General features: G+C 51.6%; 15 protein-coding genes, 7 tRNA genes, 1 rRNA gene, 1 pseudogene and 1 riboswitch. Of the genes and pseudogenes, 20 read left to right on the top strand and 4 right to left on the bottom strand.

The features are described 5' to 3' along the window. Window positions 1-64 precede the first annotated feature (64 nt). Window positions 65-1,300 carry a peptidase T gene (gene pepT / locus DI44_RS07915; protein ID WP_011231254.1) on the bottom strand — a complete coding sequence of 412 codons (1,236 nt, stop codon included), beginning with the start codon at window positions 1,298-1,300 and terminating at the stop codon, window positions 65-67. A 302-nt stretch (window positions 1,301-1,602) separates the two neighbouring features. Here pepT and DI44_RS07920 point away from each other — a divergent pair, with 302 nt between their 5' ends. After that, entirely contained in the window at window positions 1,603-2,820 is a 1,218-nt protein-coding gene (locus tag DI44_RS07920) for a threonine synthase (RefSeq protein WP_033025411.1), read from the top strand. Between the two features lie 85 nt (window positions 2,821-2,905). After that, a riboswitch (FMN riboswitch) is annotated at window positions 2,906-3,038 on the top strand. Between the two features lie 126 nt (window positions 3,039-3,164). Then, window positions 3,165-3,779 carry an ECF transporter S component gene (locus tag DI44_RS07925; protein WP_075261450.1) on the top strand — a complete coding sequence of 205 codons (615 nt, stop codon included), beginning with the start codon at window positions 3,165-3,167 and terminating at the stop codon, window positions 3,777-3,779. Window positions 3,780-3,823: 44 nt separating this feature from the next. Here the strand turns inward: DI44_RS07925 and DI44_RS07930 are convergent, their stop codons facing one another. Further along, entirely contained in the window at window positions 3,824-4,438 is a 615-nt protein-coding gene (locus tag DI44_RS07930) for a sulfite oxidase-like oxidoreductase (protein WP_033025410.1), read from the bottom strand. A gap of 332 nt (window positions 4,439-4,770) precedes the next feature. Here DI44_RS07930 and DI44_RS07935 point away from each other — a divergent pair, with 332 nt between their 5' ends. From DI44_RS07935 to DI44_RS07955, 5 genes and pseudogenes are all read left to right on the top strand, one after another. Beyond that, complete coding sequence (locus DI44_RS07935) at window positions 4,771-5,457, top strand: DUF969 domain-containing protein (protein WP_014195864.1); 687 nt, start codon at window positions 4,771-4,773, stop codon at window positions 5,455-5,457. Then, window positions 5,458-6,420, top strand: coding sequence for a DUF979 domain-containing protein (locus DI44_RS07940; protein ID WP_014195863.1), 963 nt, complete (start codon window positions 5,458-5,460; stop codon window positions 6,418-6,420). Window positions 6,421-6,449: 29 nt separating this feature from the next. Beyond that, a complete protein-coding gene (pcp, locus tag DI44_RS07945) occupies window positions 6,450-7,097 on the top strand; it encodes a pyroglutamyl-peptidase I (RefSeq protein ID WP_013523781.1) in 648 nt (215 codons plus the stop codon). 47 nt (window positions 7,098-7,144) lie between these two features. Beyond that, window positions 7,145-7,378: pseudogene (locus tag DI44_RS07950) on the top strand (transporter, sodium/bile acid symporter family protein); the annotation flags it as partial. Window positions 7,379-7,656: 278 nt separating this feature from the next. Beyond that, the gene (locus tag DI44_RS07955) at window positions 7,657-9,327 is read left to right on the top strand and encodes a DUF6044 family protein (RefSeq protein ID WP_033025409.1); all 1,671 of its coding nucleotides are present in this window, start codon (window positions 7,657-7,659) and stop codon (window positions 9,325-9,327) included. A 44-nt stretch (window positions 9,328-9,371) separates the two neighbouring features. Here the strand turns inward: DI44_RS07955 and DI44_RS07960 are convergent, their stop codons facing one another. After that, a complete protein-coding gene (locus DI44_RS07960) occupies window positions 9,372-10,004 on the bottom strand; it encodes a DUF2238 domain-containing protein (RefSeq protein WP_020279622.1) in 633 nt (210 codons plus the stop codon). Window positions 10,005-10,311: 307 nt separating this feature from the next. Here DI44_RS07960 and DI44_RS19455 point away from each other — a divergent pair, with 307 nt between their 5' ends. From DI44_RS19455 to DI44_RS08000, 9 genes are all read left to right on the top strand, one after another. Next, complete coding sequence (locus tag DI44_RS19455) at window positions 10,312-10,401, top strand: putative holin-like toxin (protein ID WP_021322622.1); 90 nt, start codon at window positions 10,312-10,314, stop codon at window positions 10,399-10,401. A 342-nt stretch (window positions 10,402-10,743) separates the two neighbouring features. Beyond that, window positions 10,744-10,860: ribosomal RNA gene (rrf, locus tag DI44_RS07965) — 5S ribosomal RNA — on the top strand. A 9-nt stretch (window positions 10,861-10,869) separates the two neighbouring features. Continuing rightward, window positions 10,870-10,944 (top strand) — tRNA-Val (locus tag DI44_RS07970). 4 nt (window positions 10,945-10,948) lie between these two features. Then, window positions 10,949-11,020: transfer RNA gene (locus DI44_RS07975), tRNA-Ala, on the top strand. Window positions 11,021-11,026: 6 nt separating this feature from the next. Continuing rightward, window positions 11,027-11,109 (top strand) — tRNA-Leu (locus DI44_RS07980). 17 nt (window positions 11,110-11,126) lie between these two features. Next, a tRNA-Ser gene (locus DI44_RS07985) sits at window positions 11,127-11,219 on the top strand. A gap of 297 nt (window positions 11,220-11,516) precedes the next feature. After that, window positions 11,517-11,589 (top strand) — tRNA-Thr (locus DI44_RS07990). A gap of 10 nt (window positions 11,590-11,599) precedes the next feature. Next, a tRNA-Tyr gene (locus DI44_RS07995) sits at window positions 11,600-11,681 on the top strand. An 18-nt stretch (window positions 11,682-11,699) separates the two neighbouring features. Then, window positions 11,700-11,773: transfer RNA gene (locus tag DI44_RS08000), tRNA-Ile, on the top strand. Between the two features lie 229 nt (window positions 11,774-12,002). Here the strand turns inward: DI44_RS08000 and DI44_RS08005 are convergent. Next, window positions 12,003-12,851 carry an MBL fold metallo-hydrolase gene (locus DI44_RS08005; RefSeq protein WP_011231248.1) on the bottom strand — a complete coding sequence of 283 codons (849 nt, stop codon included), beginning with the start codon at window positions 12,849-12,851 and terminating at the stop codon, window positions 12,003-12,005. Window positions 12,852-12,997: 146 nt separating this feature from the next. Here DI44_RS08005 and DI44_RS08010 point away from each other — a divergent pair, with 146 nt between their 5' ends. From DI44_RS08010 to DI44_RS08025, 4 genes are all read left to right on the top strand, one after another. Further along, window positions 12,998-13,297, top strand: a complete 300-nt coding sequence (locus DI44_RS08010) for an ATP synthase subunit B (protein ID WP_011231247.1) — start codon at window positions 12,998-13,000, stop codon at window positions 13,295-13,297. Between the two features lie 51 nt (window positions 13,298-13,348). Then, complete coding sequence (locus DI44_RS08015; protein ID WP_014195854.1) at window positions 13,349-15,025, top strand: AarF/ABC1/UbiB kinase family protein; 1,677 nt, start codon at window positions 13,349-13,351, stop codon at window positions 15,023-15,025. A gap of 365 nt (window positions 15,026-15,390) precedes the next feature. After that, entirely contained in the window at window positions 15,391-15,981 is a 591-nt protein-coding gene (locus tag DI44_RS08020; protein WP_021322623.1) for a CBO0543 family protein, read from the top strand. A gap of 491 nt (window positions 15,982-16,472) precedes the next feature. Continuing rightward, window positions 16,473-16,892: a CoA-binding protein gene (locus tag DI44_RS08025; protein ID WP_031205874.1), complete on the top strand. Its 420-nt coding sequence runs from the start codon at window positions 16,473-16,475 to the stop codon at window positions 16,890-16,892. The last annotated feature ends 46 nt before the right edge of the window (window positions 16,893-16,938 follow it).

Raw genomic sequence — 16,938 nt, 5'->3', positions numbered from 1 at the left:
GGGCTTGCAGCCGCTTGTGCTTGGACGATCGAAAAAAGATCGTTCAAGAGAGTTTTTCCGCAGATCAAGATGCTTTTTGCTCGAACAGCTTGATGATCTCCACGATCACTTCGGCCGCTTTCACCATATTGTCGGCGGAAATGTATTCGTAGCGGCCGTGGAAGTTTTCGCCGCCGGCGAAAAGGTTCGGCGTCGGCAGCCCCATGTAGGAGAGCTGCGACCCGTCTGTACCGCCGCGGATCGGTTTCACCTTTGGTTCAATGCCCAAGTTCGTCATCGCTTCGTGGGCGATGTCAACAATGTGGCGCACCGGCTCGATTTTTTCGCGCATGTTGTAATATTGGTCGTTGATTTCGAGAGTGATTCGGTCGTTTCCATATTTTTGCGCAAGCGAAGCCGCGATCTCTTTCATTTTCGCTTTGCGAGCCTCAAACTGTTCGCGGTCAAAGTCGCGGATGATGTAATGAAGCTTCGTTTCCTCTACACTGCCTTGGAACGAAAGCAAATGGTAAAACCCTTCATATCCTTCCGTATGCTCAGGCGCCTCATGGGCTGGCAACTGCTGCTCGAACTCCATGGCGATTTTGATCGAGTTGATCATTTTTCCTTTCGCTGTGCCCGGATGGACGTTTTTGCCTTTGATCGTGATTTTCGCTTCGGCAGCGTTAAAGCTTTCATACTCCAATTCGCCAAGCGGCCCGCCGTCGACCGTGTAGGCAAATTGGGCGCCGAATTTGGCAACGTCAAATTTATGCGGCCCGCGGCCAATTTCCTCATCCGGCGTAAAGGCGACGCGCACTTTGCCGTGCTTGATTTCCGGGTGTTGAATGAGATAGTTCATCGCGGTCATAATTTCGGCGATTCCGGCTTTATCGTCAGCACCAAGCAGCGTCGTCCCATCGGTCGTGATGAGCGTATGCCCTTTGTAGTGAGCGAGCTCCGGGAAATCGTTTGGCGACAAGATGATGCCTTGTTCTTTGTTTAACACGATGTCCCCGCCGTCGTACGAGTCAATCAATTGCGGGTTGACGTTGGCTCCGGTAAATTCCGGCGCGGTGTCCATATGAGCCAAAAAGCCGATCACTGGCACGTTTTTGTCCGTATTGGCCGGCAACGTCGCCATCACGTAGCCGTTGTCATCGATCGTCACATCTTCCATCCCGATCGCCTTCAGCTCTTCGACGAGCATTCTCGCCAGCTCCCACTGTCCCGAAGTCGATGGGCACGTATGGCTGTTTGGATCGGATTGAGTGTTGACTTTCGCGTAGCGGATGAAGCGTTCGATGAGTTCCTGTTTCATTGGTTCATCTCCTTATGTATAAGTTTTTCTGGATCAGCGAATCATTCCGCCGATGCAGTGAGAAAAAAGAGGCGGTTTCCGTTTTATTTTACCATATGCGGCTTCAAACGGTAAAAAAGAGGGGACCATTTCCTACTTGGCGCTATGATGCCCCAAAGTTGGCGTACGGACGCTGCCATTACAGGCGCCGGCGGCAGAGGACGGTTATGGTATAATGAAAAGGCCAGTGTCTCGTCAGAAACGCGAAAGTAGGTGCTTCCTGCCTCGTGCGGATGAAACAAATGGAAAGGAGAAGCCAAACCATGTCATTCAGCTACGTGTCTCATCTGTATTGTCCGAAGTGTGAACGTACATACGATGTCGACCAAATCCATCAACTTTGCGAATGCGGTTCGCCGCTTCTTGTCGCTTACGACTTGGAGGCGATGCGCCAAAAAGTCAAGAGGGATGTGCTGAGGGAACGTGAAGCGAATTTATGGCGTTATCATGAGTTGCTGCCGGTAAAGCATCCTGAACATATCGTGTCGCTCGGCGAAGGGATGACGCCGCTTGTGCCGATGCCGCGCTTAGGACGGGAAATCGGCATTGAAGCGCTCTACATGAAAGACGAAGGGGTTATTCCAACAGGGACGTTTAAAGCCCGCGGCGCGGCGGTTGGGATTTCTAAAGCAAAGGAATTGGGCGTCAAACAGCTCGCGATGCCGACAAACGGCAACGCGGGAGCGGCGTGGTCGCTGTACGCGGCGCGGGCGGGCATTCAGGCGACAGTCGTCATGCCGGTTGAGGCGCCGGAACTGACGCGAAAGGAATGCGCCATCGCTGGGGCGGAATTGTATTTCGTCAACGGCCTCATTAGCGATGCCGGGCAAATCGTCGCCAAAGCGATCCGCGAATACGGCTGGTACGATGCGTCGACGTTGAAAGAACCGTACCGGATTGAAGGGAAGAAAACGATGGGGCTGGAGATCGCCGAACAATTCTCGTGGCAGCTCCCGGATGTCATTTTGTATCCGACCGGCGGCGGCGTCGGGTTGATCGGCATTTACAAGGCGATCAAAGAACTGCAGGCGCTCGGCTGGGTGGACGGCCGCATGCCGCGGCTGGTCGCTGTGCAGGCCGAGCATTGCGCGCCGATCGTCAAGGCGTGGAAGGAGAAAAAACGTGAATCGGAGTTTTGGCCGAACGCCCATACAGTGGCGTTTGGCATCAATGTGCCGAAAGCGCTTGGCGACTTTCTTGTTCTTGAGGCGGTGTATGAGACGGACGGTTGCGCTATTGCGATCAGCGATGAAGCGATTTTGGCTGAACAGCGGACGGCAGCCGAACTCGAAGGGGCGTTCATTTGCCCGGAAGGAGCGGCGGCGTTTGCGGCGGCCCAAAAGCTGCGCGAGAGCGGTTGGATTCGTGATGGGGAGACGGTCGTCGTGCTCAACACGGGGACGGGATTGAAATACGCCGATTTGGTTCAAGTCGCCCCACCGGTGCTCGAACCGGAAGATTCGCTTCCGATGCGGGAATAATCAAGCCGCAAGCAAAAAATCGTAGACAAATCCAAAAAGGAATTGTATACTAAATTCATCGGAATAATGAAAAAACGGATAAGCGATTCATCTTCGGGGCAGGGTGAAATTCCCGACCGGCGGTGATGAGGCGCTTGGCCTCTCAGCCCGCGAGCCGCAAGGCAGGATCCGGTGCGAGTCCGGAGCCGACAGTATAGTCTGGATGGGAGAAGATGAAGGTTTGCCGGCGTTCGTTTTGGCGCATGCGAACGTCTAGTTGCGCACACCCTTTTTCTCCCTTAAGCCTCGTTCGGTTTAAGGGAGTTTTTGTTGGCGCTCGCGGCGGCAGCCTTCTTCTTGTGAGGATGAATCACGAGAAGGGGAGGAGAACAAACATGAAACGCATTTCCATCCGCGCCTTTGTCGGCATCGGAGTGTTGGGCGCCATGGCGCATGTGCTCATGATGCTCAACTTTCCGCTGCCGCCGTTTCCGAACTTTTTGCTTGTCGACTTCAGCGACATCCCGGCGCTTGTCGCCGCGCTGTTGTACGGCCCGCTCGCCGGCGTGGCGGTCGAACTCTTGAAAAACGTGTTGAACTATGTTTTTGTCGGCAGTGCGACCGGCGTTCCGATCGGCCAAATCGCCAACTTTACCGCTGGGGCGGCGTTTATTTTGCCGGTTTCCTATATTTATGGGAAAGCCGCATCGAAAAAAGGCTTGCTGCTGGGGTTGGCGGCGGGAACAGTGACAATGGCGCTCGTCATGAGCGTGCTCAACTACTACGTCTTTATGCCGGCGTACACCCTTTTCCTTGGCGCTCCGCAGATGAGCGCGCCGGAAGCGAAGGCGTTGGTGGTATCGGCGATTTTGCCGTTTAACGCCGTCAAAGGAGCGATGGCGGCCATCGTATTTCAGCTTCTCTTTTGGCGTCTTCGTGCTTGGCTTGAGAAACAAGCGGCATCCCGCCAAGCCGCTTGATGATCAAAAAGCGAGGGATTTCCGACCCCTCGCTTTTTGCTTTGTCAAAAGCGAATCCGCGGCACCCACTCGGCAAACCGCTCCTCTTTAAACGGATTGGCGGTCATCGAATAACCGCGCTCTTCCCAGTAGCCCGGCTCGTCCTTTTTCATAAAGCGGATGCCGGACGCCCATTTCGCCCCTTTCCATAAGTAAAACGTCGCTGGCGGAATGAAACGGAGCGGATAGCCGTGCTTCGGCGAGATGTCCTGCCAGTCGTGATGCTTGTCTTTCCATCGATAGACAAACAAGGCATCGTTGCCCATGAGCGCGTCAAGCGGCAAGTTCGCCGAATAACCGAACCGGTCGCCGTTTAAATATCCGTAAATTTTCACGTATTTCACATCAGGATCTAGCTCCACAAAGCGCAAAAACTCGCGGAAGGCGATGCCTTCAAACGTCGTGTCGAATTTTGACCATGTTGTGACACAATGCATATCGATGGTTGAAACCGTCTTCGGCAGCTGCATCACTTCTTGATACGAAAGCGACACTTCCTCTTTCACATCGCCGAACAATCGGAAATTCCACGTCGCTTCATCGAATTGGTACACATCGCCCTCATGCAAAATCGGCCATTTTTCCGTTTCGAATTGGCCGGGAGGGAGTTGTTTGGTCATGGTCGGCACCTCCTTTTTCTGCTAAATTTCTCTTAATTATTCATGATACAAAATAGGGGCAAGGGATGCAACGAAGAGGGGGCTTGATGTATCATGACGGGTTCGGTCAAGTTGATGTTTTATTTTGTAAAGTAAATTTTCGGTAAGTATTTATTGATTTTTAATTTTTCTCAATTATATAATGATAATAACAAATTTGAAACTATTGTTCCGAAATGTGGAACGACAGATGGAGGAGAGGGGGATGCCGACTAAGAAATAGAGTGGGGTGAACGACGTAACGATTTGTATTAACATTTGCCGTAAAATGTGCTGGAGAGGAGAAGAGAAACATGGTGCTCATTGGCGTGTTGATCGTCATCATCGGCTTCATTGTTCGCATTAATCCGCTTCTTGTCGTGACAGCGGCTGGATTGGCGACAGGATTGCTCGCCCATCAATCGCTGTATGACATTATTGAACAATTTGGAACAGCGTTTACGACCAACCGGTATATGGCGGTGTTCATCGCCACATTGCCCGTCATCGGCATTTTGGAACGTTTTGGATTGCGTGAACAGGCAGAAAGTGTCGTGGCGAAAATCAAAGCCGCGACAACAGGACGAATCTTGACCGCTTATTTGATCATCCGGGAAGCGGCTGCAGCGGCTGGGCTTACTTCCATCGGCGGCCATGCTCAAATGGTTCGTCCGCTCGTCGCTCCTATGGCAGAAGGAGCGGCGGAAGCGAAATACGGAAAACTGCCGGATCATGTCCGGGATGACATTCGCGCTCATTCCGCAGCGGTGGACAATATCGGGTTGTTTTTTGGCGAGGATGTGTTCATCGCCATCGGAGCGATTTTGTTGATGAAAGGATTTTTTGATCAAAACGGCATTCCTTCTGATCCGCTGCATATGGCGTTATGGGCGATCCCAACGGCCGTGGCCGCGCTGATCGTTCACAGCATCCGCCTGCATCGGCTGGACCGCTCGCTTCACAAGCTCTTTCATCGGGAGAATGGAAAGGGGAGAGAGTGAATGTGGTTGTCCATTGAAGCGGTGTACATATTTTTAGGCATTGTGGTTGTGTTGGGAAGCTTGTGGACCTTTGCCGATCGTCAAAACCCGAAGCGCTTCACATCAGGGTTGTTTTATTTCCTTTATGGTGTGACACTGCTGTTCGGCAGCATCATTCCCCCGTTTTACACCGGAGTGCTTGTGCTTATCATGGTGGCCATTGTCGGAACCGGGGGATTGAAGCTCGGAAGCTACCAAGAGGCGACGCCGGAAGAGAGAAGACAACATCGCGATCGATTGAAACATCGCCTGTTCATTCCGGCCTTGTTGATTCCGGTTTTGACTGTCATCGGTGTGACATGGCTGAAAAATGTCAAGGTTGGAAACGCTTTTCTTTTCGATCCGAAAAACGTGACTCTTGTGTCTCTCGGGCTAGCGACGTTCGTTGCTTTGCTCGTCAGCATGGCGATGACTCGGACCACTCCGTTTATGGCAGTTAAAGAATCGCGCAGGCTGCTTGAATCAATCGGCTGGGCCGCCCTCTTGCCGCAGATGCTGGCAACGCTAGGGACGATTTTTACGACTGCTGGGGTAGGCACCGCTGTGTCCAATTTGGTAGGAAACATCATTCCGACTCATTCATTGTTTTGGATTGTGGTGGCCTATTGTATTGGCATGGCTTTGTTTACGATGATCATGGGCAATGCTTTTGCCGCGTTTCCGGTCATGACAGCGGGGATCGCTGTTCCACTGCTGATCAAACAATTTGGCGTCGATGCGAATCATGTGGCCGCCCTCGGGATGTTTTCCGGCTACTGCGGCACCTTGATGACGCCGATGGCGGCGAATTTCAACATCGTGCCCGCCGCCTTGCTTGATTTGAAAGACAAAAACCACGTGATTCGCGTGCAAGTGCCGACAGCGTTGATTCTGTTGGCGTTCAACATCGCTGCAATGTATGTGGTCACTCTCATGGATTTATAATCCGATAACGGGAAAGGACTGAAGATACGATGAAAAAAGTGCTCGTGACCGGATTTGATCCGTTTGGAGGAGAAACGGTGAATCCATCGCTGGAGGCGGCCAAGCAAGCAGCCGGATGGAAAAACGATCGGTATATCGTTGAAGTTCGGGAGATTCCAACCGTATTTGGCCAATCATTAGAAATCTTGCATGATGCAATGAAGCAAGTGGATCCCGATATTGTGATTTGCGTCGGACAGGCGGGAGGGAGAGCCGATATTTCCGTTGAAAGGATAGCGGTGAACATCAATGATGCCCGCATTCCCGACAACGAAGGTCATCAGCCGATTGACGAACCCGTTGTTCCAGGCGGGCCTGTTGGCTATTGGTCAACTTTGCCGGTCAAAGCGATTGTCCATGAGTTGAGGCGTCACGGCATACCAGCCTCTGTCTCTTATACAGCGGGAACGTTTGTCTGCAACCATGTGTTTTACGGATTGATGCATTATATTGCCCAAGTGAAGATGCCCATTCGGGCCGGATTTATCCATATTCCGTATCTGCCGGAACAAGCAGCCCGGCATCCAGGACAGCCTAGCATGGCGTTAGAAACGATTGTGAAAGGACTGCGGATTGCCATTGACGTGACGGTCGAACGTGAAGAAGATATCCAAGCGGTTGGCGGGCAAATTTGTTAAGGGGGATTCGTCCAGTTGCCTTTGACTTCAGCCTGCCCCTTCTGCTCGGCATGGATTTGGCTAAACAAAAAGCGGTCGCCATGGAGGTAGGAATGCAAAACTCCGGATTGAGCGTGGCAATTGCCACAGCGAATTTTTCACCCTTGGCGGCTGTTCCAAGTGCGATTTTCAGCGTGTGGCACAACAATATATATATATCCGAAGCGATCCTCGCGGCGATTTTCAGCCGGAGGGAAGAGAAGGACCATCTGATAGGATTAAAGGAAAAGTCAAGGGTGTAGAAGCAGGTGTAAACAGCGGTTTTGTAAGAGAGAGGCCGCTGTTTTCTATTGTGTATTGTAGTGGGGAAGCTATCTACCATAAGTTGTCCTTAATATTTTAAGATAGGTGTGCATAGAGAAAATAGAAGGGGCAAAAAATGCGAATGAAGAGGAGACTGAGAAGAACGCGCAGCCCCCCTTTTCATAAATCACCACCCTCTTCGACCGTCCTTAGGAATAATTTTCTTCTCATTGCACACCGTATCCAATAGAAACTTGGAAACGGGAGCGTGATGCCGATGGCCGAACAAAGAGAACGATGGCTCTTCCTTTTGGCACTTTGCCTCATCGCCCTTTACGTGTCCCCGCTCTTTCTCCTTGGCGAGAACGCCCATATTCGCGTCCACGATAATTTGGATTCCAATATCGCTTGGTATAAGGTGCTCTCCGAAAGCGGAAAAATCACCGGGCCGCTTGACGCGAAGATTCCGCAAATCGCCAACGGCAAGTTGTCAAGAAATGCCCTCGGTTCGGAGTTGACCGGCATCGTCTGGCTGCACGCGTTATTTCCCACGATGACTGCTTATGCGCTCAGCCAAACGATCACAAGGGTGGTGGCATTTTTGGGCATGTATTTGTTGTTGAAAACGCATTTCCTGCCCGAGCCGCGTTGGATGGCTGTTCGCATCGGCGTGGCGCTCGCATTTGCGCTGACGCTGTTTTGGCCGTCGGGGATGTTAAGCACGCTCGGCATGCCGCTTGCGCTCTGGGCGTTTTTGAGCATCCGGAAAGGCGAGGGGGAGTGGAAACATTACGTCGCGCTCACGCTTCTCCCGTTTTATTCCAGCTTTGTGCTCGGGTTCTTTTTCTTTCTTGCCGCCATGGGCACTCTTTGGCTTTTGGATGTGCTGCGCGGGAAGGGGTGGAACATCCGCTTTTTGACTTCCATCGCTTACATGACGCTGTTGTATTTGCTTGTCGAGTACCGGCTTGTGTACTCGTTTTTATGGGAAGACGAGCCGACAAGCCGGGATGAGTACTTCCATGCCCGGTTGTCGTTTTGGCATTGCGTCCGCTTGACGTGGAAAAACTTTATCCTCGGCCACCATCACGTCATGACCGAGCATACCTTTTTTATTTTGCCGGCCTGGTTGATGGCCTTGTATCTCGTTTTCATGAAAAAACGATGGAAGCAAGAACGGTTATTTCTTTTCCTATTCGGACTGAATTTCGCCCTGTCGGCGTGGTACGCCTTTTGGTTTTATAAAGGGTGGCTGCCGCTTACCGAGCGGTTTCATTTTTTGGACACGTTTAACTTTGCCCGCTTTCATTTTTTGCGCCCGCTTGTCATTTATGTGCAGTTTGTGCTGGCGCTGAAAATCGTATGGCAATACAGCGAAAAAGGAGAAAAGTGGGCGAAGCGGCTGCTAGCGGCCCAAGTGATCTTGGTGTTTTTGATTAACGAAGAAATCGTCTTCCGCTACGAGCCGACGGTGAAGCAATTTTACGCGGAAAAACAGTTCCAAGAAATCAAGCAATACATCGGGCTCCCGGTGTCCGACTACCGCGTCGTCAGCATCGGCATTCACCCCGCCATCGCCCAATACAACGGGTTTTACACGCTCGATACGTACAACAACTTTTATCCGCTGTCATACAAATACGAGTTCCGCAAAATCATTGAACGTGAACTGGAAAAAAGCAAAACGATCCGCACATATTTTGACGAATGGGGCGGGCGTTGCTATATTTTTACAGCAGAACTTGGAAAACGGTATATGTTTACAAAACAGTCGAAAAAACGGCTGAAGAACTTGCAGCTGAATACAGAACAGTTGAAAAAAATGGGCGGCCGCTATATTTTCTCGGCGGTTCCGATTGACAATGCGGCGGAAAATGGACTCGTGTTGGACCGTGTATTCACGTCCGATGAGTCGGCGTGGACGATTTATTTGTATAAGGTGAATTGAAAACAGCGGCTTCTCTTGAAAAGAGAAGCCGCTGTTTTACGAGCCTAGCTACGGGGCTGATCCAACCGCGCAAGTTGCCGGTCGTGCCACCTTGAGAGCAGCCATAGGGCAATCAGTGTCCCAATCAATGTGCATACCATATCCCATTGGGTGTCCCAAATATCGCCTTGTGTGCCCAAAAAGTCTTTCGATGCCTTTCCTCCTTTGGAGATGATGGAGACGAGCCATTCGATGATTTCATACAGGGCGGCGATGGCGAGCGACATGCTTGTGACGATCGTGAAAAGCCAAGGGCCGCGCGACAGCGGCGTTTTCCGCAGCGCAATCTCCCTTAGGACGAGGGCGAACGTCCCTTTGAGGAAATGGCCAAACCGGTCGTAATGGTTGCGTTCGAAATGGAACGCATCTTTGATCCAGTTAAAAAAAGGAACTTTGGAGTAAATATAATGGCCGCCGATCAACATGAGGACCGCCAGCATGGCGATGATGACATACGACATCGTTGTCAGCCGGAAACGTTGATACAGGGCCATCACGATCACAAGCCCCACAAGCGCTGGGGCGACCTCAAGCGCCCACACCGCATAGCTGGTTGGACGAATGGCCGACCAAACGAACACAGCAGCGACGATCAGCAACAACAGCCCATGAATGCGGGTTTGCCTTGCTTGTTCCACCTTTTTTTCTCCTTGGAACAGCGAGATTCGTCTATGATCATTATTCGGAAAAACGCGGATTTTATGCGCTTGATGAAAACGTCGGAGTTTCAGCGGGCTATAAGAACCAGAGAGGAAGGGGCCGTGAAGATGCGGCGCGAAGTAACAGGCAAGGTGGGGGGATACCTCGGGTAGGGAAACATTCCTAATTTTCAACGAGGACGCGAATGTATATTCGCATTTGTTTGATTTGATGGTATAATGAAACATGCACAGCCATATGCAGGGTGGGCAGTGGCCACTCCCTGAACGAAAGGGGGTGGTGCTGATGATGTCGATTGCCGACGCGCTGACGCTTATGATTGCGTTTGCGTCACTCATCGTCGCGGTGATCGCCGTATCCAAAGACAAAAAGTAACCCACCCTGCTAGGCCGAGGCGAGGGTAGGTTACGATGCCCGAGGCTTGGGCCACTGCGCTTCTTGCAGCGGCTGTGTATGGACAGGGCATTGGTGGCCGCCAATGCCCTGCTTTATTGTACGTTCCTTCTTCTTTATTATACGCGTATAAAGAAGGGGATGACAAGAACTTTAGAGAAAGGGACAGTGAAGATCGAAAAAAATGAAAAAGAGGGTTGACTCTTTCATTTTTTTATAGTAAATTTTACATTGTCGTTCCGATTCTGAAGGAACTGAAATATAAAGATACAAAAAAACTTGACAAACTTTTGGATTGCTTTATAATAGAAATCGTCGCCATTGCCTAGTGGTGATAGCGGAGGGGAAACACCCGTTCCCATCCCGAACACGGAAGTTAAGCCCTCCAGCGCCGATGGTAGTTGGGGCCAGCGCCCCTGCAAGAGTAGGTCGCTGCTAGGCAAACAACGTGGAGTATTAGCTCAGCGGGAGAGCACCACGTTGACAGCGTGGGGGTCACTGGTTCGATCCCAGTATACTCCACCATCATGGGGCGTTAGTTCAGGGGGAGAACGCTTCGCTGGCAGCGAAGAGGTCAGGGGTTCAAATCCCCTACGCTCCATTGTATGCGGTCGTGGCGGAATGGCAGACGCGCTAGGTTGAGGGCCTAGTGGGGGCAACCCCGTGGAGGTTCAAGTCCTCTCGACCGCATCGCTCCAAACAGCTATGGAGGAGTACCCAAGTCTGGCTGAAGGGGTCGGTTTCGAAAACCGATAGGGGTGTCACAGCCCGCGGGGGTTCGAATCCCTCCTCCTCCGCCATAAATATTGACTTAGCTCAATTGGTAGAGACGAGCACCTGCTTCGTCGAGTCGGCTTCGAGTTGCCTCGACGCATCCTGCTTCCTCGAAACAGCTTGTAGAGGAAGAGGCACAGAGCACAACAATGAGCCACCTTCTTGCATTTATTTTATGCCGACTTAGCTCAATTGGTAGAGACGAGCATCTGCATCGTCGAATTTGCTTCGAGTTGTCCCGACGCACCCAGCTTCTTCGAATTGGCTGGTAGAGGAAGGGACACAACAAATGAACAATGAGCCACGATTTATATCATAATTATGCCGACTTAGCTCAATTGGTAGAGCAACTGAATCGTAATCAGTAGGTTGCGGGTTCGAGTCCTGCAGTCGGCATCACGATTACGGAGGGGTAGCGAAGTGGCTAAACGCGGCGGACTGTAAATCCGCTCCCTTTGGGTTCGGCGGTTCGAATCCGTCCCCCTCCATTTTTATTTCTTATAAGCGGGCCTATAGCTCAGCTGGTTAGAGCGCACGCCTGATAAGCGTGAGGTCGGTGGTTCAAGTCCACTTAGGCCCATCACTTATGATGGACGACAAGAATGATTCTTGTCGTCTTTTTTGCGTTGTCGCTAAAGGCATAATGTGCTCTACCATCTCCATGGAGAATCCTCTGACTTTCACATGTCAACGGAAGGGTGCCCCCGTTCAGACACCCTCCCTTGGTTTTTACTTGAAAGTGGTTTTAGCAGAGAAACTTCCGCTTCAAACAAAACTAGAAGCCGTTCACGGAACGATAGTCCGTTTGCCTAATGGACGTACTTCCCATAATCAGGGGTAGCGATACGGTCAAAATCACGGGCGAGTTTTGTCAACCCTTCACGCAGCTCTTTGCCGGCGACAGGAGCACCGTGTCCGGTGATGGCGACTGACGGAAAGAGTGCGGCTAACTTGCGCACCGACTCGCGGGCGGCGCGCCAATCGATGGTATAATAGCGCGGCGGGCCGCTGATTTCGATTTGTTGGGTCAACACTTTATACAGTGAATCTTGGCGGACGGTGACGAACGCGTCGCCGGCGATTAAAGCGGCGTCGCGCGGCCGAAATAACGAAATGTGGCCTGGCGTGTGCCCCGGTGTGTGGATCCAGCGAAATTCCGGCAAGTGCGGAACGGTGCCGTCCGCAGGGAGCGGCTGGACGCGGTTGCCTAATTGAATCGGCTCGTTCGGAAAAAACGGCGAGATTTTGGCGATGAAGCCGCCCTCGACGGAAGCGTCAGGTTCAGGATAGCTCGCCTTTCCAGTCAAATACGGCAGTTCAGCCGGATGGGCATACACCGGGACATTCCAATGCTTGACAAGCTCAACAATCGCTCCAACGTGGTCAAAATGGCCGTGGGTTAAAACAATGGCTTGCGGGCGGCTGCCGCTGCCAAAGCGGTCTTCCACGACTGAAACAATGTCATCGGCTGATCCCGGCATGCCAGCGTCGACCAATACAAACGCGTGGTCGTCCGGGCGGCCGACAAGACAAATGTTCACGATTTGGATCGTATGGCAGTACAAATCGGGCAGCACGCTGACGCCGAGGCCGCTTGCTGCCGATGTCGCGTGAATAAAATGATAGTCTTCTCCGTAATGCAATGGTTCGTCGGCCATCAAACCCCTCCTTTGAATCGTTGTCCAACGATAGCATGCCGCATCGACCTGTCTCCTATACAAAAGAGCTGCCGTCTAGCTCGACATGGATCGCCAAAGAATGGTACAATAAGGAAAACACAATGGCACAAGGAGGCTACAAACGAATGAGCATTTTGAAGAAAGGATTGGCATTCGGGCTGGGATTGGCGATTGCAAGCAAAGAACAAGTGGAAAAAATCATTGACGAGTTAGTCAAAAAAGGGGAATTGTCGCTTGACGAATCGAAGGAAGTGATCGATCAATGGAAACAGCAGACCGAAGCGCGGAAAACGGAAGTGCAGCGGCTTGTACGCGAGCAAATCAAGCAGGTGATCGATAAACTCGACTTGGCGACGAAAGAAGACGTGCGGCAGCTCGAGGAGCGAATCCGCCGTCTTGAAGAAAAGGAACAAAGCGGGCAGTAAACCGATGCGGCCTGTCCGCTCGCTTTTTGCCGCCTTAGGAGAGATGTCTCGATGATCGGAAAACGGATGCGCCATATCGGAAGGTATCACGAAATCGCCGCCTCCTTGCTTCGGCACGGATTCGGGATGATCGTCGATGAGCTCGGCTTTTCGTCGTTTCTTTCGTTGCCGCCGCGATGGAGAGCGGAGCAAGGGAAAAAGGAAGGAAAAACGGTTGGGGAGCGGCTCCGCCTTGTGCTCGAGGAGCTCGGCCCGACGTTCGTGAAGCTCGGGCAAATTGCTAGCACACGGCCGGATTTGATTCCCGCTCCGATCATCAGTGAGCTCGAAAAGCTGCAAGACCAAGTTCCGCCGTTTCCGTTTGCCGATGTCCGCCGGATTGTCGAAGCGGAGTTTGGAAGTTCGCTGGAAACACTCTTTCGTTCATTTGAGGAAATGCCGCTCGCTGCCGCTTCGCTTGGACAAGTGCACCGGGCGGTTCTTCCTTCCGGACAGGCCGTGGCGGTGAAAGTGCAGCGCCCGCACATCGCTGCGCGGGTGGAGACGGATCTGGAAATTTTGCAAGATTTGGCCGTGCTGGCGGAACGCCGTCTCGATTGGGCGGCAACCTACCAATTGTCTGAGATCATCGATGAATTGGTGCGCTCATTGCGGCAGGAGCTGGATTATACAGTCGAGGCGCGCCATGCGGAACGGTTTGCACGGCAGTTTACCGGCGATTCGTCGGTGTATGTCCCGAGGGTGTTTTGGGATTATACGACGAAAACAGTGCTCACGATGGAATATGTCGAAGGGATCAAACTCGGGGAGATCGAGCGGTTGAAAGCGAACGGCCACTCCTTAAAAACGATCGCCGAGCGTTTGGCTGAAGCAACCTTTAAACAAATGTTTGAGCATGGATTTTTTCATGGCGACCCTCATCCTGGCAATGTATTTGTTCTTGACGATGGAACGCTTTCCTTCATTGACTTTGGCTTGATGGGCCGCCTTCGACCTCATGTCAAACATCATCTTTCTTCACTCATCATCGCCTTAATGCGGCAAAACACGGATGGGGTGTTGGGTGCGATTTACGGTTTAGGAATTGTTCCTGACGGAGTCGATGAAGGAAAATTGCGCGATGATATTGACGAGTTGCGGGAGAAATACTACCGCGTCCCGCTCGGTGAGATCAGTCTTGGGGAAGCCGTCGAGGATTTGCTTTCGGTGGCATTTCGCCATGGCATTCGCATCCCAAGCGATTTGACGCTGTTAGGGAAAGCGCTGTTGACGGTCGAAGGGGTCGTGGAGACGCTTGATCCGCAGTTTCGCATCATGGATGTGGCCGAACCGTTTGGGAGAAAGCTGATGAAAGAGCGTCTTCGGCCTGACCGTGTAGCGGAAACGGCGTGGAAACGGATTTTCGACTACGGTGAATGGCTGCTTCGCTTGCCGGACAGCGTAAAGGAATGGACGAAAATGATGCGGCATGGCAAGCTTCGGCTGGAAATCACGGCGCCTGATTTGGAAACGCTGCTAAAGAAGCTCGATCAGATTACGAACCGGCTGTCGTTTAGCATCGTTCTTCTTTCGCTGAGCATCGTCCTTGCCGGGCTGATGATCGCTTCCTCGCTCGGGCGGCCGTCGACGCTGCTGTGGAAGATTCCTGCTGTTGAAATCGGATTAGGCGCGTCCGCTTTTCTGTTCGGTTGGCTGCTTTACTCGATTTTTCGTTCGGGAAAATTTTAGCGTTTGTTGCGCAATGATTTCTTTTTTCGGAGATTCTTGAAAGTTTGATGCAGTCCGATCCATGAAAGGGGCTGACCCAAAAGGCGATCTCTCCTCAAGAAAGACACAATATATAGTGTGACAGAGAAGCGGCTGGTGCTTATATATAGCGATGAGAGAGGGTGTCCCAGTCCTTTTGGGACACCCCCTTTTTTCATCAATAATAATAAATTTGCACGAAGCACATTTGTTAAGCCATGCTAGACAGCTTGATGGGGTGGAAAGCCGGTGAGGGCGCCGGAATAAATTCCACACTTTGGATTATACTAACAGTGCTGTCTGAGACAGCGTTTAGGGAGTGGGAAATGGGTTAGGGAGGATCGATGATGACGTTTTCTCTTCCTGTTGTTTGGACGGTGGAACTGGCAGCGGTCATGTTGAGTATAGCGGGAAGTTTTTGGATCGCCAAACGGCATATACGGAGATATGCGGTTTTGTATGCATTCAGTGCGGTGACAGGCATCGTTCTTTGCCTTGCGTTTGTCTATGCAGGCTTTTACTCCTTCCCTGTTAAGCTCGTTCCTTATACACCGATTCCGCTCGTTGAAATGGCAACCGTCATTCCGTTTTTCGTTTTGTTTGGAGTCAAGTACAGTCCGGAAAGCTGGGCATGGAAGTTGCCGTTTTACTTTGCGATGGTGCAGTTGATTATGTTGTTCGAGTTGGTTGCTCTTGTATCGCCGCTCCCTCTGATTGATTATAAGGAACAGTGGGATGTGTGGGATTCATACACCGCCTGGTGGCTGTATTTGCTTTTCTTTGAGTGGATGGGCGGAAAAATCGTCCCCCAAAAAGCGCGCTCCCCGCTTGCGGCTTCCTCTTTCCGCTACGGCCGGTGGGGATGGATGATCGTCCATGCGATTGCCATGACTACCGTTTTTTTAGCTGGAGTGTACGCCGGGTGGAACATAAAATAACTGGCAGCAGGCCATCCATGTTCGGACAGCCAGCAAACAGAATGTCTGGATGCGGACGAGAAAGCGGATCGATGCGTAGGCGATGAATATGATGTTCAAGTTTGCGTCTGTTGTGGCCGGCCTAGGGTGTGTGGGCGCTGTGCAAAAAAGATCGATGATTTTTTCCTTTTTCTATTGGCTGGGCAGGATTTTGATCTGGCTGGAGCGAAACTATATAGATGCAACGAAATCGTTTCACATATCCTTGACGGAAAAGTGGCTCATCCATTTTTGACTGTCGAAGGCAAGCCATAGGCTTGCCTCCGTCACGCTAAGGCGTGACGGAAGACCGAACAACGACTCGCTTAAAGACCCATTCATGGGTCTTTAAGCGGTGTTGTTCGGTCACTCGACAGTCGGATGAAATGATCGGTAAAAACGAAAAATGTTAAAGCTTTAAATTGCATCTATATAGTACAGCAAAAAGGAGAATAAAGGAGGGAGAGACCTCGATGTCCATTGTCAACCCAAGCCGGGAAGAAATCGGTGAAATTTTGCGCAAGGCGAAACGGATTGCCGTCGTTGGGTTGTCCAACAATCCGGAGCGCGAGTCGTATATGGTGGCGAAAGCGATGAAAGACGCTGGATACGAAATCATTCCGGTCAATCCGATGATCGATGAGTGGGAAGGCATTCCGGCGGTTGATCAACTAACCGATATCGAAGGCCATGTCGACATCGTCGATGTGTTCCGCCGCTCTGAGCATTTGCCCGAGCTGGCCCGCGAGTTTGTGCAAATCGATGCGGACGTATTTTGGGCGCAGCTTGGCGTCGTCAATGAAGAAGCATACGCGTTTTTAAAGGAAAAAGGCTATACGGTGATTATGGATCGCTGCATTAAAGTAGAACACGCGCTCACGAAACGCCCGTAACAGGCGAAGCGCGCCATTGACGAAACGGCCATCTTCTCTAAGATGG

Source organism: Geobacillus sp. CAMR5420 (assembly GCF_000691465.1).
GTDB lineage: Bacteria > Bacillota > Bacilli > Bacillales > Anoxybacillaceae > Geobacillus > Geobacillus thermoleovorans.
This window is presented reverse-complemented; position numbering and strand designations above follow the sequence as displayed.

What these genes read in the sequence shown, in the direction of transcription:
- pepT (WP_011231254.1), bottom strand. Translation starts at nt 1,300, where the DNA reads ATGAAACAGGAACTCATCGAACGCTTCATCCGCTACGCGAAAGTCAAC.
- DI44_RS07920 (WP_033025411.1), top strand. Translation starts at nt 1,603, where the DNA reads ATGTCATTCAGCTACGTGTCTCATCTGTATTGTCCGAAGTGTGAACGT.
- DI44_RS07925 (WP_075261450.1), top strand. Translation starts at nt 3,165, where the DNA reads ATGAATCACGAGAAGGGGAGGAGAACAAACATGAAACGCATTTCCATC.
- DI44_RS07930 (WP_033025410.1), bottom strand. Translation starts at nt 4,438, where the DNA reads ATGACCAAACAACTCCCTCCCGGCCAATTCGAAACGGAAAAATGGCCG.
- DI44_RS07935 (WP_014195864.1), top strand. Translation starts at nt 4,771, where the DNA reads ATGGTGCTCATTGGCGTGTTGATCGTCATCATCGGCTTCATTGTTCGC.
- DI44_RS07940 (WP_014195863.1), top strand. Translation starts at nt 5,458, where the DNA reads ATGTGGTTGTCCATTGAAGCGGTGTACATATTTTTAGGCATTGTGGTT.
- pcp (WP_013523781.1), top strand. Translation starts at nt 6,450, where the DNA reads ATGAAAAAAGTGCTCGTGACCGGATTTGATCCGTTTGGAGGAGAAACG.
- DI44_RS07955 (WP_033025409.1), top strand. Translation starts at nt 7,657, where the DNA reads ATGGCCGAACAAAGAGAACGATGGCTCTTCCTTTTGGCACTTTGCCTC.
- DI44_RS19455 (WP_021322622.1), top strand. Translation starts at nt 10,312, where the DNA reads ATGATGTCGATTGCCGACGCGCTGACGCTTATGATTGCGTTTGCGTCA.
- DI44_RS08005 (WP_011231248.1), bottom strand. Translation starts at nt 12,851, where the DNA reads ATGGCCGACGAACCATTGCATTACGGAGAAGACTATCATTTTATTCAC.
- DI44_RS08010 (WP_011231247.1), top strand. Translation starts at nt 12,998, where the DNA reads ATGAGCATTTTGAAGAAAGGATTGGCATTCGGGCTGGGATTGGCGATT.
- DI44_RS08015 (WP_014195854.1), top strand. Translation starts at nt 13,349, where the DNA reads ATGATCGGAAAACGGATGCGCCATATCGGAAGGTATCACGAAATCGCC.
- DI44_RS08020 (WP_021322623.1), top strand. Translation starts at nt 15,391, where the DNA reads ATGACGTTTTCTCTTCCTGTTGTTTGGACGGTGGAACTGGCAGCGGTC.
- DI44_RS08025 (WP_031205874.1), top strand. Translation starts at nt 16,473, where the DNA reads ATGTCCATTGTCAACCCAAGCCGGGAAGAAATCGGTGAAATTTTGCGC.